Below are 14,569 nucleotides of genomic sequence, written 5' to 3'. Positions count from 1 at the left end.
GCGCGCCGTCCATTGGCTGCTGCTCGCGCCCCCGTCCTTGCCTATGATCCACCCCGATGGCAGGCGCATTGACCGACGCGGTCGCTGAGTTCTGGCGGTATCTCCGGGTGCTCACCGTGGACACCGTCCGGATGTTCGTGCGCTTGTTCCCGCAGCTGGTGGCCCTCCAGTTGCTGGGCTGGCTCGGCTATGGCGCGGCGCTGCGCATCGGGGCCTCGATCTCCTACGAGCACCCCTGGATCGCGCTGGTCGTGTTCTCCACCGGTTTCGTCTTCGTCCTCGGTGCGATCGTCCTGCAGCTCCGGCTCGTCGGCGCGGAGCTCGGCATCCGCCGGCTGCTCCCCGATGACGCGCCCGCCGACGACCGTGACGAGGGCATCTCGCGGCTGTTGGCGCTGACACTGCTCCCGTTTCTCGGCATCTATGCCGCGTTCGGGTTCGTGCAGGAGCGGGCCCAGGAGCTCATGGTCAGCTCGCTCGTCCAGACCGGCGTCCTCTCCGGCAAGACTCTCGCGTCACAGCTCGCGCCGCAGACCGCGCAGCAGGTGGGCATCGTCCTCGCGGTGGTCGCGGGGGCGTACGTCATCCGGCGCATTCTCGACCTCGTCCACGACGCGACCGGCTGGCGGGTTCTGGGGCTCCTCGCCGCCTTCGTCGAGGCCTTCTTCATGCTCAGTCTGTTGCTGTCGGGTGGACACCTGCTGACCTACCTCAAGGACTGGTTCTTCGACCGTGCGCTCTCGCAGTGGATCGACACCTGGGTCGACGGCCTCGCCGCGGTGCTCGCGGTCGTCGAGATCAACCTGCCCGCGATCATCAAGGTCGTCGGCGCTTTCCTCGGCGAGCGTGTGTTCCCGTTCCTGTTGGACGTCATCGGTCAGCCACTCGCCTGGCTGGCCGTCGCCGCGCTGATCTACGGCTCCCACGTGCTGTCGCTCGCCGACCTGTGGCGCAAGGGCACGCGCACCGCGGATGCCGCCCGCGAGCTCGCGCGCCGCAAGTCCACCGGCCCCCGCAGGGCCGGCTCGGCCACCCAACGCCGCGCCTGGCTGGAGTTCCAGGAGGTGTTCCTCGGCGACATCGACGACAAGTACGTCCCGACGTTCCAGTCCCTGCGCCTGGTCCTGCATGCCGGGGTGCTCTTCCTGGCCGCCTTCGCCTTCCTCCACCTCGCGATCACCCGGATGTCGGACGTGTTCTCCAGCCTGATGACCCGGGCGATGGGCGGTCACACGGTCGATTTCTGGTACACCTGGGACGTCCTCATCGACCTGTCCAGAGATCTGCCGTTCGAGCCCCTTCGGGTCTGCCTGCTCGCGGTCGCGCTGCGGGAATGCCTGCTGTTCTTCCGTTCGCGCGCGGAGGCGGCGAATGCCCAGCGGTATGCCGGCGTCGCCCCCGTGGATTCCGGCGCTCGTCCTGCCCGGGTGGCGGAGTCATGAACCGCATCACGGCTGTGAAGCGTCGGCTGACCCGCCGCAACATCGCTGCGGTGATCGTGGCGTTCGTGGTGCTCCTGGCGGCGGGCGGCCTGGAGGGCCTGTTCGATCGTTATTTCGGTCCGGATGCCTGGGGGACGCGGTTCCAGAACGTCAATGTGGGCGTGGGTGACGTGGTGGACGTGGATGGCGTACGCGCGAGTGTGCTCTCGGTCGGGTCCGCCTATCGGGTCGCGGATGCGACCGACGAGCGGGTGGCCAACGGCATCTTCATCGTGGTGCGACTGCGGGGAGAGTTCCACACGACCGGCGCGAACGACATGTCGGAGCTCGCTGCGCGCTATTCCGACGACGTCCCCACCGATGTGGCCGCCGGGCGTCCACCGCAGGTGGCGACCGGCTTCTGGGAGGAGCGGACGGTCGCATTCGACGTCGACCCCGATCGTCTGGAGGGGTTGCGGGTGACCATCGCGCAGGTGGAGACCACGTTCCGCTATCGCACCCGGGCCGTGGTCGACCTCGGCATCGACGAGGCGCGGGCGGCGGAACTCCGGGCGGTCGGAGTCGAGGACATGCTCGAACTGCCGCCGGAGAACATGGCGGCGCTCGCGTGAGCCGGCGGGGGCCGCGTGCCTGGTTGGGGCTGTGGATCGTGCTGATGCTGTGTGCGACCTACATCGCCGGCTGGGTGTTCTATGCCACCATGCACCAGACGGCCGTCGGGGTGCAGCTGCCGCCGGGTGTGAGCGCGGTGACCGGTGACGGCGTGGAGATCCGGATCCTCGCGATGCACCAGAGCCGGGAGGTGTCGGGGGAGTACGCCACCAAGTCCGCATCGCCCGGCGCGACGTTCATCATCACCACGTTCGAGGCCACGGTGCCCGAGCCCGAGTCGTTCTGCCACATGGAGTTGCTCGGCCGCGATGGGAAGAAGTGGGAGTACACCACGAAAGCCTCTGTCGGGCGGCCTGCCTCGTTCAGCTGTCACGAGTTCGCACCGGGCGTCCCGACGCGTGGGGAGATCATGTTCGAGATCCCCCAGACGGAGGCGGACCACCTCATGGGGATCCGGCTCACCTTCGAGACCGACCGCCTTTATCGCAGCAAAGTGCTGCGCCCGGGAGAGCCAAGATGACCACGCCCCTCGGTTCCGCGTACTCCAATCCTCCCGGCATCCGACTCGATCCCGAGCCGCTGGATCCGGCGTGGCGAGCGCCCCAACGTCGGCGCCCCGGTGGCGACATGGCGCTGCTGGTGATCCTGGCGGTGCTGATTCTCGTGCTGGGCACGATCTGGGCCGGCGGTGGGTTCGAACGCCGCCGGGATCGGGTGCAGGCGTACCCGCCGGGAACCAGCCTCGACGCGGGCTCGTTCACCCTCCGCATGGAACGGGCGGAAGTGCGGTTCCAGCCCAAGCAGGAATTCAGCAGTGACGAGCCCACGTGGGAATTGAGGGCGTATGGCACCGCGACGAACACGACCGAGGAGGGCCTGGTTCTCTATCGGGCCGGCGTGATCGCATTGCCCGACGGCTGGATCTATCGCGGTCGGGACTTCCACGCGATGGTCCGCAGACCTGACGGGGAGCTCGTCACGGTCAAGAGCAGTCAACTCGACCCGGGCATGTCCGACCTGCCCGTCCGGGTGAGCGGCGAGCTGCCCGCGGAATGGGAACCCACCAGCCACGTGTTCGTCGGCGTCCGTGAGCAGAGCTATGCCGCACACCGGATCAACCAGGGCTTTACCGACAAGTCCTGGGACACCGCCCCCAACGGCAAGTCGATGGGTTTCTGGGTGCCGGTGACAGTGCTCCCCGAAGGGCCTTGGAACTGACTGAGCACGAGCCTCGGTGACGGGGCACGTACCCGGCTCGGCAGAGACTTTGCGGAGCACGAGGGTGCGGGGTCGTCCGCCGCATCAATTCAGTTCAGAACGGCCAATAGATGAACAGCAACTCCGCGAGCACCAGCACCACAAGGATGAGGATCAGCAGCGGCACGATCTGAAGGCGCTTCTTTTTCGCGGGCGCTGCGTGGTTGATCCGCGGCACCGGGGGCGGCGGTGGTGGTGGCGGCGGGGGCGCCGGTGCCGGCTCGGGGGGAACCTCGTGGAGCGAGCGGTCGTAGTGCAGCGCACCCGGCGCGAGCACCCACGACGGCAGTTCGGTGGCCGGTCGCCGCAGAAGGGTGGTGCCGATATCGGCGAGGCCTGCTTCGAGCGACTCTCCCGTGACGAGCACGTCGTCGAGGAGTTCGCGGCGCACACCGGGTTGTTCGAGTGCTTCGTTCGCCAGGCGGGGCAGCACGTCGGGAGCCGCGAGATTGTCATCGGCTCCGGCGGTGCCGAGCACGATGAACATGTTGCCCATCCGGGCCAGCGCGGAGGCCGTGTTGCGGTCGGCATCGAGCATGAGCAGCCGCGTACCTTCCCCACCGAACGCCCGATATGCCGCCGCCACCGCGATCGGTTCGGGCACCGGATCGAGCCGGATGCCGACCCGGTCGGCCGCTCGACGCAGGGTGAGGATCTGCTCGCCGGTCCACCCGTCGGGGTGGGTGACGAGCGTGCGGTCGGGTGGGGAGCCGACGTGGTCGACCGACAGTTGGTACGCCTCACGCAGCAGCGCGGCCACCAGTTCGACGGGGTCATGTTTCCCGTCGGCCACGGGATGTGGGCTGTCGGGGCCTTGGCCGGAGATCAACGCATACGGATCCAGGACCAAGCCCTCGGGGTGGAGACCTGCCTGGTCCAGGGCGGCGACGCCGACGAGGGTGCGCTCGCCGTCGGACCAGACGGCCGAGGGCATGCCTTCGGTGCGGATCGCGACCGGTGCGGGCGAGTCGTCCGCCGTGTCCTCGGCAACCGGTCCGGCCACGACTGAGCTCGGCACTTCGGGTTCTGACTCGGGTGCACCGGGGGCCGGCTCATGGGTGAGAGTCACGGGGGCAAGGCGGATCAGCTCTGGTTCGGCGGGGCCGGAGGCCAAGGGCGCGCGAGCGGCCCACGTGCGCGCCGGTGACACGGCGATGGCCAGAATCCAGCCCATCTAGTCCGCCACCTCCCGGAGCATTCGTGATCACACCAGATATGAGGATATACCCCGGTGGCGTGTGCTTGAGCGCACGGTCGTGGGTCTGATTGGGGCTTCCCCGGATCCTGCCGGGAGCGACGGAATCGCCCTCTGGCGGCCTGGTGGCCCCGGGGGCCATATAGGGGAACTATTCCACCCCCGCTGGACGCTGCGACAGCCCGTTATGGGCGAATGAATGGCATTTCTTGTGGACAGCAGCCCTCGCCAACTCTGATTCTCCGGCGAAACCCAGTAGACTGGCCCAGGTTGGCCCCCACCCCTGTGATCGGAAGGATGCCCATGACGCAGAGCCCGGACTCGCTCTCCCCGGATGGCGACCAGGAAGTCGTCGCGGACGTGCCGGTTCCCGACGCGGCCCCTGGAATCACAGCGGAGCAGTCGGCGATGGTCGAGGAGAAGGCGGAGCGGCAGAAGCGGCATCTGGTGGAGGAAGGCGTCTATGACGCGTCGGCCATCACAGTGCTCGAGGGCTTGGAAGCCGTTCGCAAGCGCCCGGGGATGTATATCGGGTCGACCGGCGAGCGCGGCCTACACCATTTGGTCTATGAGATCGTCGACAACGCGGTCGACGAAGCCCTAGCGGGCTATTGCGACACCATCGATGTGCGCATCCTCGCCGGCGGTGGCATCTCGGTCAGCGACAACGGTCGCGGCATCCCGGTGGAGACCCACGCCGGCAAGGGCATTCCGGCGGTGACGCTCGTCTATACGGAGTTGCATGCGGGCGGCAAGTTCGGCGATGGGGGCTACAAGGTCTCCGGCGGTCTGCACGGTGTCGGTGCGTCGGTGGTCAACGCGCTCTCCGAGAAGCTGACGATCGAAGTCCGGCGCGACGGTCACCTCTGGACCCAGGAGTTCCACCTCGGCGTGCCGACCGGTGAGCTCGTGAAGGGGCCCGAACGGACCGAGACGGGCACCCGGGTGACGTTCTATGCCTCGCCCGACATCTTCGAAACCACCGACTATTCCTATGAGACCCTCTCGACCCGTTTCCGGGAGATGGCGTTCCTCAACAAGGGCCTGACGATCAAGATCACCGACGAGCGCGAGGACAAGGTCGACGAGGACGGCAAACAGCACGCGGCGACCTATCGCTATGACGAGGGCCTGATCGACTATGTCCGACATCTCAACACCCGTGGCAAGGGCGAGCCGATTCACGCCACCGTGATCAATCTCGAGACCGAGGACGATGCCCAGGGCCTGTCGCTGGAGGTGGCGATGCAGTGGACGACGGCGTACACGGAATCGGTCCACACCTTCGCCAACGCCATCAATACCCACGAGGGGGGCACGCACGAGGAGGGCTTCCGCTCGGCGCTGACCTATACGGTCAACAAGTGGGCCGAGGCCTGGGGCATGGTGAAGAAGCAGGAGGACCGGCTCGGGGGTGAGGACATCCGCGAAGGGCTGACCGCGATCATCTCGGTGAAATTGGCCGAGCCCCAGTTCGAGGGCCAGACGAAGACGAAACTCGGCAACACCGAGGCGCGGTCGTTCGTCCAGCGCGCGGTCAACGACATTCTGTCCGACTGGATGGAGCAGAACCCGTCCGAAGGAAAGATGATCGTCCGCAAGGCTCAAGCTGCGGCGACAGCGCGTGCCGCCGCTCGCAAGGCCCGCGATCTGGCCCGCAACCGCAAGGGGCTGCTCGGGTCCGGCGGTCTGCCGGGCAAGCTGAAGGACTGCCAGTCCACCAACCCCGAGGAGTGCGAACTCTTCATCGTGGAGGGCGACTCGGCCGGCGGCTCGGCCCGCAACGGGCGTGACCCGAGGACCCAGGCGATCCTCCCGATCCGCGGCAAGATCCTCAATGTCGAGAAGGCACGGCTGGACAAGATTCTCGCCAACCGGGAGGTCGAGGCGATCATCACCGCGCTCGGCACCGGCATGCAGGACGACTTCGACCTCGACAAGCTGCGCTATCACAAGCTCGTGCTGATGGCTGATGCCGACGTCGACGGCGCCCATATCCGCACCCTGCTGCTCACGCTGCTGTTTCGGTTCATGAAGCCGCTCATCGACAACGGTCACGTCTATCTCGCCCAGCCGCCGCTGTTCCGGCTGCGGTGGACGAACGCCGAGCATCAGTTGGCCTATTCGGATGCCGAGCGGGATGCGCTCGTCAAGGCGGGTCAGGAGGCAGGCAAGAAGTTGCCGCAGGTCAACCCGATTCAGCGCTACAAGGGCTTGGGTGAGATGGACGCCGACGACCTGTGGGAGACCACGATGAATCCGGAGAACCGGATCCTGCTGCAGGTGACGCTCGAGGACGCCGCGCGCGCCGACGAGATGTTCTCGATCCTGATGGGCGAGGACGTCGAGATGCGCCGGACCTTCATCCAGCGCAACGCCAAGGATGTTCGATTCCTGGACATCTGACACGCTGAGGGAACGTCGCAGGGGCCGGACCACGACAGCCCCGGGCGATCCGGGGCCATCGTGGGGCACTGCATCTAGGCAGCTCTGACAGTCGTCGTCAGAGCTTGCGGTCCAGCAGTTCCGCGTCGGAGTTCCCGCTCTCAGCCGGCGCCTCGGCGCGCTCGGTGAGTGAACGCCGACGAACCGCGAGGATGCTCCAGATAGTGAGGGCGATCGCCGCGGCGCCCAGGGTGATCAGGACGGGGCTGAGGATCGCGCCATCGATGCCCACGGCCTTGCCGAGCGTACGCACGTTCGTGACGATGATCAGGCCGCCTGCGGCCACGCCGAGCACCATCGCGGGCATGATCCGGACCAGGTACGCCGCGATCGGCGCCGCAACGACCCCGCCCAGCAGGAGCGCGCCGGCCACGGACCAGGGGATGCCCGCATGGCCGAGGGCCAGCAGAAAGCCCACCGAACCGCCGATCGCGACCACGAACTCGGCGGTGTCGATCGAACCGACAACCTTGCGGGGCTCGAGGCGTCCGGAAGAGAGCAGCGTCGTGGTGCCGACCGGGCCCCAACCACCGCCGCCGACCGAATCCATGAAGCCCGCTACCGCGCCGAGCGGAATCAGGAACACGGCCTTCGGGCTGCCCTTGATGGTGGGACGCCCACCCCGCAGCACGAGGAAGCGGACGAGCACATAGGCGCCGAGCAGGAGAAGCAGGACGGCGACGAACGGCTTGACGAGATCACCGTCGAGACTGGCCAGCAGCGTCGCGCCAAGGAAGGCGGCGATCCCACCGGGAACGGCCATGATGCCGACCGTGCGCCAATCCACGTTGCCGAGCTTCGTGTGCGAAACGCCTGAGACCAAGGTGGTGCCGATCTCGGCGAAATGGACGGCCGCCGATGCCGCCGCTGGAGCCATACCGACTGCCAGCAGCAGGCTCGAGGACGTCACGCCATAGGCCATTCCGAGAGAACCATCGACGAGCTGGGCCGCTAGACCCACGAGCGCGATGACGACGAGCTTCCACATGGGAGCTCCTTCCATTACGAAATCCAATGAATCCATAGATGATTCGTTGGAGACCGTATGCCTCACCCAGCCGGCCGGACACCTTTTCGCTCACCGTGAGGCTAACGAGGCCTCGCTCCTTGGCACCTGCTGCCGCATTTGTCTCAACGTGAGCATTACTTTCGACAATGCATCCATAGATCTGACTAATATCTGGCCCCGGACAGGCGAAAGGACCCGAAGGTGCAGATCGGCGTACCACATCCACCCGCGGGACGGGTTCTCGCGCTGGTGCGGCGCCTCGGGACGGCGAAGCGCGAAGAACTCGCACGGCGCACTGGGCTGAGCGCCGCCACGGTGGCGCGAGCGGCTTCCGCACTCGTCGACGCGGGCCTGCTTCGCTATGCCATCGAGCGTCCGGCCATCCGCGGGGTCGGCCGTCCGGGTACGCCGCTGGCGGTAGACGCGCGCCGCTTCGCCGTGCTCGGCCTGCATCTGGGACGGCGAATGGCAACGGTGGCGCTCGGTGACCTGACCGGGCGCGTGCTCGATGCGCGCGTCCAGCCGCATCGCCAGCTGGATCCAGGCGCACTCGGCGAGCTGGCCGGCGATCTCCTTGCCGCTGCGCCCCACCGCCAGCCGTTGGCCGCCGGCATCGTGGCCCCTTGGCGGGAGCTCGACTGGAACTCGGGGGACGTGGCGCAGGAGATGCACGGTGTGCTGGGTCTTGACATCGAGACAACGGAGCACATCCCGGCCATGGCCCGCGCCGAATTCCTGGCTCCGCAGGCGGCGGGCCCGGGGCGTACGGCCTTTCTCTATGCCCGAGAAACCGCCGGATTCGTCGTGGTGGATCAGTCGGACGACCGGGCCGTGCACTCACCCGAGACGGCCCTGAACCATTTCCCGACGGGATCGGATGCCGCCTGTGAGTGCGGGCGGACCGGGTGCCTGATGGCCACTGCGGGAGACACGGCGATCGCGCAGCGGGCGTACGCCGAAGGCTGGGTCGACAAACCACGGATCGACCTGGTGTTCCGGGGAGCGGCGGCCGGCCGCGTGGAGCTTCGCTCGCTGTTGACAGGCCGCGCCGAGATGCTCGCCCGGACAGCCGGGCACGTGCTGGACATGTGCTCTGCGGATCGGTTGGTGTTGGCCGGACAGGCCTTCACCGCGGATCCGTCGGTCCTGGCGCGAGCGCGGGCGTGCTTGGACGCCGAAGTGGCGGGGACGCGCTTCGGCTCGTCGATCCAGGCGAGCGCGGCGTGCGCGGTCGCACTGCAGCCCGTCGATGCGAATCCGATCGCCCTGGCGCCGCGGGCTTGATCGAGCCTGCCGACCCGCGGGTCGGAGACCACGCCCGCGCTAGCGCTGGGCTTAGCGCAGGGAACGACTAGAATCGGAGGGATTGCCAAGACACCCTTGGCGGGCGGCATTGAGCTGTGCGGCTCGCCACCAGTGAGGATCGTTGATGACCGACACGCCGGACGAACCGACGAACGACACCGAGTCCATGGTCGACGAGATCGTCCCCCCGCAAAAGGGGACGACAGAGCCGATCGACCTTCAGGTCGAGATCCAGCGGTCCTATCTCGATTATGCGATGAGCGTGATCGTGGGCCGCGCGTTGCCCGATGTGCGCGACGGGCTCAAACCGGTGCATCGCCGGGTGCTCTATGCGATGTATGACGGGGGCTATCGCCCCGATCGCGGCTGGAACAAGTGCTCCCGTGTTGTCGGTGAGGTCATGGGCCTCTATCACCCGCACGGTGACTCTGCGATCTATGACACGTTGGTGCGTCTCGCGCAGCCGTGGGTCATGCGGCACCCGCTGGTGTCCGGCCAGGGCAACTTCGGTTCACCGGGTGACGACCCGGCGGCGGCGATGCGATACACCGAGTGCAAGATGGCGCCGTTGGCCATGGAGATGGTCCGCGACATCGACGAGGACACCGTCGACTTCAAGCCGAACTATGACAACCGCGAGATGGAGCCGACCGTGCTCCCGGCGCGGTTCCCGAACTTGCTGGTCAACGGCTCGACCGGCATCGCGGTCGGCATGGCGACCAACATCCCCACCCACAACCTGCGTGAGGTTGCCGAGGCAGTCCAGTGGTCGCTCGACAACCCGGAGGCGACGAGCGAGGAACTGCTCGAGGCCGCCATGCAGCGGGTCAAGGGTCCCGACTTCCCCAACGGCGCCCTGATCGTGGGGCGGGACGGGATCGAGCAGGCATACCGCACGGGTCGGGGCTCCGTGACGATGCGCGCGGTGATCGACATCGAGGAGGATTCGTCGGGCCGGCCGTTGCTGGTCATCACCGAGCTGCCGCACATGTGCAACCCCGATCGGCTGGCAGAGAAGATTGCCGAGTTGGTCAACACGGGACGTCTCGGCGGCATCGCCGACATCAAGGACGACACGTCGGCCCGCACCGGTCAGCGGCTCGTGATCGTGCTGAAGCGCGACGCCCAGCCGCGCGTGGTGATGAACAACCTCTACAAGCACACGCAGCTGCAGGACACCTTCGGCTGCAACATGCTCGCGCTGGTCGACGACGTGCCGCGCACACTGCGGCTCGACCAGTTCATCTCCTATTGGATCACCCACCAGATCGACGTGATCCGACGCCGGACCCAGTTCCGGCTCAACAAGGCCGAGGAACAGGCCCATATTTATCGCGGTCTGGTCAAGGCGCTCGATGCCCTCGACGAGGTCATCGCGCTCATCCGTCGTTCCGCCTCGACCGAGGAGGCGCGGGAGGGGCTGAAGCAGCTGCTCGACATCGACGACGTCCAGGCGACCGCGATCCTCGACATGCAGCTCCGCCGCCTGGCGGCCCTCGAGCGGCAGAAGATCATCGACACCCTGGCCGAGATCGAACTCCGGATCGCCGACCTCAAGGACATCCTCGCGAGCGATGAGCGCCAGCGGACGATCATCGGTGACGAGCTCGCCGAGATCGTGGACAAATTCGGTGACGATCGCCGCACCCGCATCGTCTCCGCCGACGGCGACATGTCGGACGAGGACTTCATTCCGGATCTCGACGTCGTGGTAACCATCACCCAGGGCGGTTATGCCAAGCGCACCCGCACCGAGCAATATCGGGTGCAGAAGCGAGGGGGCAAGGGCGTACGGGGAGCCGCCCTCAGGGCCGATGACGAGGTCGCGCACCTGTTCGCCACGACGAACCACCACTGGGTGCTGTTCTTTACGAACATGGGCAGGGTCTATCGGGCGAAGGTGTGGCAGCTGCCGGAGGCCGGGCGGGACGCCCGCGGTTCGCACGTGGCCGGGCTGTTGTCGTTCCTGCCCGACGAGCGGATCGCCCAGGTGTTGACGATCCGCAGCTATGAGGATGCGCCCTATCTGCTGCTGGCGACGAGGAACGGGCTGGTCAAGAAGACCGACCTGTCGGCGTACGACTCGCCACGTCAAGCCGGCGTCATCGCCATCAACTTCCGTGACGACTATGACCAGTTGATCGGCGCGGGGCTGTGCGGGCCGGAGGACCACGTGCTGCTGCTGTCCCGCAAGGGTCAGGCCATCCGCTTCCCGGCCGATGACTCCCAGCTCCGGCCGATGGGCCGGGCGACGTCCGGGGTGACCGGCATGAAGTTCCGTGACGGCGACGAGTTGTTGTCGATGGCGATCATCGATGCGGATCTGCCGCAGGACGACCGGTTCGTGTTCACCGTCACCGACGAGGGTTTCGCCAAGCGGACACGCGTCAGCGAATATCGCGAGCAGGGCCGCGGCGGTTTTGGTGTGAAAGCCATGCGGTTGAACGACGAACGCGGGCAGCTTGTCGGTGGCCTGGTGGTCCAGGAGTCCGATGAGGTCATCGCGATCAAGAACAGCGGCCAGATCACGCGCAGCCCCGTGTCCGAGGTGCCCGTGAAGGGCCGGGACACCATGGGAGTGAAGTTCGTGGGGGTTCGTGCGGACGATCTCGTCTCACTCATCGCACTCAATCCCGAGAACTCGGTGGTGACGGATGAAAATGGCAACAACGGCAGCAACGGTGACGAGAACGGCGATAACGGAACGTCGGAATCGACCGAGGCCGGGTCCGGGGGGCATGATGGAGCGTCGCGACACGACTCCGATCCGAACGACGTGACGTCGGGGGCAGGCGACGCAGGTGATGACGATGCCGCCGAGGCGGAGGAGGACAACCGTGAGTGATCCGAACAAACCCGGCATGACCCCGCCGGGTGCGGAGCCCGACACGACCATGATCCGTCCAGCCGGCGATATCCGCGGCAACGACAAGGGCCAGACCGGGAATCGCGCGGATCGTGTCCGGGAGTGGGTGCGGCGCAACAATCCCTCGTCCCGCGGGCGGCTGCCCGGTGCCGAACAGCCCGGGGCCGAGCAAACGGGCGCCGCGCCGGGTGACACCCCGCCGACCGGCGCTCCGGCCACGGAGCACACCGATCCCCTGCAGCAGGCGGGCGCAGCGCGTTCTGCAGCCAGCGCTCCGCAGTCAGCCCCAAGCGCATCCCGGCCGTCCGCCGGTCCGGGTGCACCGGGCCAGCAGATCTATCGATCCGGTGATCAGAGTGACCACGGCGGCGACTCCGACACGACTGTGCTGAAGCGCCCGGGCGGTGACGCCCAGGCCGACAAGGCGACTGAAGCGCGTCAGAGCGGCGGCTTCATGAACAAGATGAAGGACCGGGCCCGGACCGTGTCCACCGGTGTGGCCGGTGCGGCCGCCGGAGCGATGGGAACCCGGGAGGCCACCGGATCCACCGCGGCAGCGGTTCCCGCCCCGGACACCAGCGAGGACACCGGGTCGATCCGGCGGGCAGGCGTGGCGCGCCGCACCCGCAAGGCGCGCCTGCGGCTCTCGCAAGTGGATCCGTGGTCGGTCATGAAGACGGCGTTCCTGTTCTCCGTGGCGGCGGGCATCGTGCTCTGGGTCGCGACAGGAACGATCTGGGCGGTGATCTCCTCATCCGGCATGTTCGAGGAGATCAACAAGATCGTCGGCGACATCATCCAGACCCCCGGTGATGACACCCCGTTCCGGATTCAGGACTACATCAACACCAGCAAGGTGATGGGCACCGCGGCACTGATCGCGGTCATCGATGTCGTTATCTTCACTGCGTTGGCGACGCTGGGCGCCTTCCTCTACAACCTCGCCTCCGCAATGATCGGCGGCCTCGAGCTCACGCTCGCGGAGGACTGAGAGCCCTCCCGGTGATCGGTCCGAGAATGGCCACGCCCTAACGCAGCCGTGGCATCACCGTGCGCTCGGTGAGGCGCAGTGCCGCGGCCAGCGGCAGCGCCGCCTTGGACGCGGCCGCACCCGCTCGACCGAACAGGCCACGGCGTGCCATGGGCGGACCGATCCTGGCAAGGAGATCCAACGCCGCCGGCAGCGGCCGGATGAACAGCGTGATCCTTTCGATGAGCCCGTGCTCGTCCAGACGGAGCCATTGGATCTCTTCGAGGTTGTGACCGTTGAGTGTGTTCGTGCCGTGCACGACCCAATCCTTGTCCGCGCCCGTGACGCCTTGGATCTCGATGTCGCGCAGCAACTCGAACGCCGAGCCGAACACCTTGATTACCTCGTCCGGGCCATTGAACGTGAATGCATCGGTCAGCGGCGAGACCAGCACAGCACCGGGGGCCAAGCACGCGTGCATGGCGGACAGCTCCAAGCGGCGGTCGGCGGACACCCAAGCGTCGATCGTGGGGTTCATGGGCTCATCCTGCATCGTGCCGGTCCGCTCTTGGAACCGATCGGGTCGTTGGAGTCGATGGATCGTTCGGCGAGACACGTGATCTTGTCGATTAGCAGCTTCATCTTCAACTCATCTTCGGGACCTAGTGTCTGCGCATGATGTCCTTGCTCACTCCTCGATCCTGGTGGCGCGGCGTCAGAATCCCTTTGCGACGCCTCCTCCGTGTGAGTGTGGGGGTGGCTCTCGGACTCGCCGCGATCTCCTGGGCGGTCTATGTCTGGGGCGTGTTGCGGCGACCAGCGCCGGAAAGCCCGATCTGGCTGGCGGTCTCCATGACCGTGGACCTCGGCCGGGAGCAGACGATCCCGGCCTGGTGGAGCTCCATGCTCTGGTTGCTGCTCGGACTGGCCGCCGCCGCAGTCGGCTGGTCCTCCGGGCGGCGTCGTTGGTATGCCCTGGGGGTGCTGGCTTGGGGCGCTTCCGTTGATGAGTACGCGGAGTTGCACGAACGACTCGACAGCCTGGGCGCCGCGATGCAGCAGTACATGGGCTGGGAACTTGCGTACGCCTGGGTAATCCCGGGGAGCCTCCTGGCCGCGATCGTTGGCATCGCGGGCGTACTCCTCGCGAGGTCGGAAACAGCCCAGACCCGCAGCGGCCTCGTGTGGGCAGGTGCGGTGTTCCTTCTCGGCGCCGTCGTGCTCGAGGTCATCGGCAGCCTCTTGTTGCAGCACTTCCAGGTCGTGACGTGGCACTTCGCGCTCGCGTACCACTTGGAGGAAGTGTTGGAAATCATCGGCGTCACGATGGCGATCGTCGCCGTTCTCGGGAGTGCCGATCGCCTTGTTGTGAGCAAGAAGACGACGCCGAGCCCTGCTGGCATCCATATCGCTCGGTCCTGATTCGCCGCGACTACAAGAGGGTTGACAGGCAGATACACGGGGCCAA

At 66.9% G+C, this 14,569-nt stretch carries 12 protein-coding genes; 9 read left to right on the top strand and 3 right to left on the bottom strand.

Going from position 1 to position 14,569, the window contains the following annotated elements; translation table 11 throughout:
- Positions 1 to 56 precede the first annotated feature (56 nt).
- Genes ACQ260_RS10425 through ACQ260_RS10410 form a run of 4 tightly spaced genes read left to right on the top strand, consistent with a single transcriptional unit; the run spans position 57 to position 3,272 of the window.
- Positions 57 to 1,442, top strand: a complete 1,386-nt coding sequence (locus ACQ260_RS10425) for a hypothetical protein (RefSeq protein ID WP_432559368.1) — start codon at positions 57 to 59, stop codon at positions 1,440 to 1,442.
- A complete protein-coding gene (locus ACQ260_RS10420) occupies positions 1,439 to 2,053 on the top strand; it encodes a hypothetical protein (protein ID WP_432559367.1) in 615 nt (204 codons plus the stop codon). Before ACQ260_RS10425 ends, ACQ260_RS10420 begins: the two co-directional genes overlap by 4 nt.
- Positions 2,050 to 2,574 (top strand): hypothetical protein, encoded by a 525-nt coding sequence (locus ACQ260_RS10415; protein WP_432559366.1) that lies wholly within the window; start codon positions 2,050 to 2,052, stop codon positions 2,572 to 2,574. The genes ACQ260_RS10420 and ACQ260_RS10415 overlap by 4 nt, the downstream gene beginning before the upstream one ends.
- Positions 2,571 to 3,272, top strand: coding sequence for a hypothetical protein (locus tag ACQ260_RS10410; RefSeq protein WP_432559365.1), 702 nt, complete (start codon positions 2,571 to 2,573; stop codon positions 3,270 to 3,272). The genes ACQ260_RS10415 and ACQ260_RS10410 overlap by 4 nt, the downstream gene beginning before the upstream one ends.
- A gap of 94 nt (positions 3,273 to 3,366) precedes the next feature.
- On the opposite strand, the gene ACQ260_RS10405 is transcribed toward ACQ260_RS10410, so the two are convergent.
- Complete coding sequence (locus tag ACQ260_RS10405) at positions 3,367 to 4,485, bottom strand: hypothetical protein (RefSeq protein WP_432559364.1); 1,119 nt, start codon at positions 4,483 to 4,485, stop codon at positions 3,367 to 3,369.
- Positions 4,486 to 4,914: 429 nt separating this feature from the next.
- Here ACQ260_RS10405 and gyrB point away from each other — a divergent pair, with 429 nt between their 5' ends.
- Positions 4,915 to 6,912: a DNA topoisomerase (ATP-hydrolyzing) subunit B gene (gyrB, locus tag ACQ260_RS10400; RefSeq protein WP_432559703.1), complete on the top strand. Its 1,998-nt coding sequence runs from the start codon at positions 4,915 to 4,917 to the stop codon at positions 6,910 to 6,912.
- A 97-nt stretch (positions 6,913 to 7,009) separates the two neighbouring features.
- On the opposite strand, the gene ACQ260_RS10395 is transcribed toward gyrB, so the two are convergent.
- The gene (locus ACQ260_RS10395; protein ID WP_432559363.1) at positions 7,010 to 7,939 is read right to left on the bottom strand and encodes a sulfite exporter TauE/SafE family protein; all 930 of its coding nucleotides are present in this window, start codon (positions 7,937 to 7,939) and stop codon (positions 7,010 to 7,012) included.
- Between the two features lie 222 nt (positions 7,940 to 8,161).
- On the opposite strand from ACQ260_RS10395, the gene ACQ260_RS10390 reads away from it, so the two are divergent.
- The 3 genes from ACQ260_RS10390 to ACQ260_RS10380 all read left to right on the top strand — a co-directional run bounded on the left by ACQ260_RS10390 (position 8,162) and on the right by ACQ260_RS10380 (position 13,122).
- A complete protein-coding gene (locus ACQ260_RS10390) occupies positions 8,162 to 9,244 on the top strand; it encodes an ROK family protein (RefSeq protein ID WP_432559362.1) in 1,083 nt (360 codons plus the stop codon).
- Between the two features lie 187 nt (positions 9,245 to 9,431).
- Positions 9,432 to 12,110 (top strand): DNA gyrase subunit A, encoded by a 2,679-nt coding sequence (gene gyrA / locus ACQ260_RS10385; RefSeq protein WP_432559702.1) that lies wholly within the window; start codon positions 9,432 to 9,434, stop codon positions 12,108 to 12,110.
- Positions 12,103 to 13,122, top strand: coding sequence for a DUF3566 domain-containing protein (locus ACQ260_RS10380; RefSeq protein WP_432559361.1), 1,020 nt, complete (start codon positions 12,103 to 12,105; stop codon positions 13,120 to 13,122). Before gyrA ends, ACQ260_RS10380 begins: the two co-directional genes overlap by 8 nt.
- Before the next feature lie 37 nt (positions 13,123 to 13,159).
- On the opposite strand, the gene ACQ260_RS10375 is transcribed toward ACQ260_RS10380, so the two are convergent.
- Entirely contained in the window at positions 13,160 to 13,639 is a 480-nt protein-coding gene (locus ACQ260_RS10375) for a hypothetical protein (RefSeq protein ID WP_432559360.1), read from the bottom strand.
- A gap of 218 nt (positions 13,640 to 13,857) precedes the next feature.
- On the opposite strand from ACQ260_RS10375, the gene ACQ260_RS10370 reads away from it, so the two are divergent.
- A complete protein-coding gene (locus ACQ260_RS10370) occupies positions 13,858 to 14,523 on the top strand; it encodes a DUF8692 domain-containing protein (RefSeq protein ID WP_432559359.1) in 666 nt (221 codons plus the stop codon).
- Positions 14,524 to 14,569 lie beyond the last annotated feature (46 nt).

Origin of the sequence: Ammonicoccus luteus (assembly GCF_050880385.1) — a bacterium.
In the GTDB taxonomy this organism is placed as follows: domain Bacteria; phylum Actinomycetota; class Actinomycetes; order Propionibacteriales; family Propionibacteriaceae; genus Enemella.
Note: the sequence above shows the minus strand (reverse complement) of the source record. Positions and strands in the feature narration are given on the sequence as shown.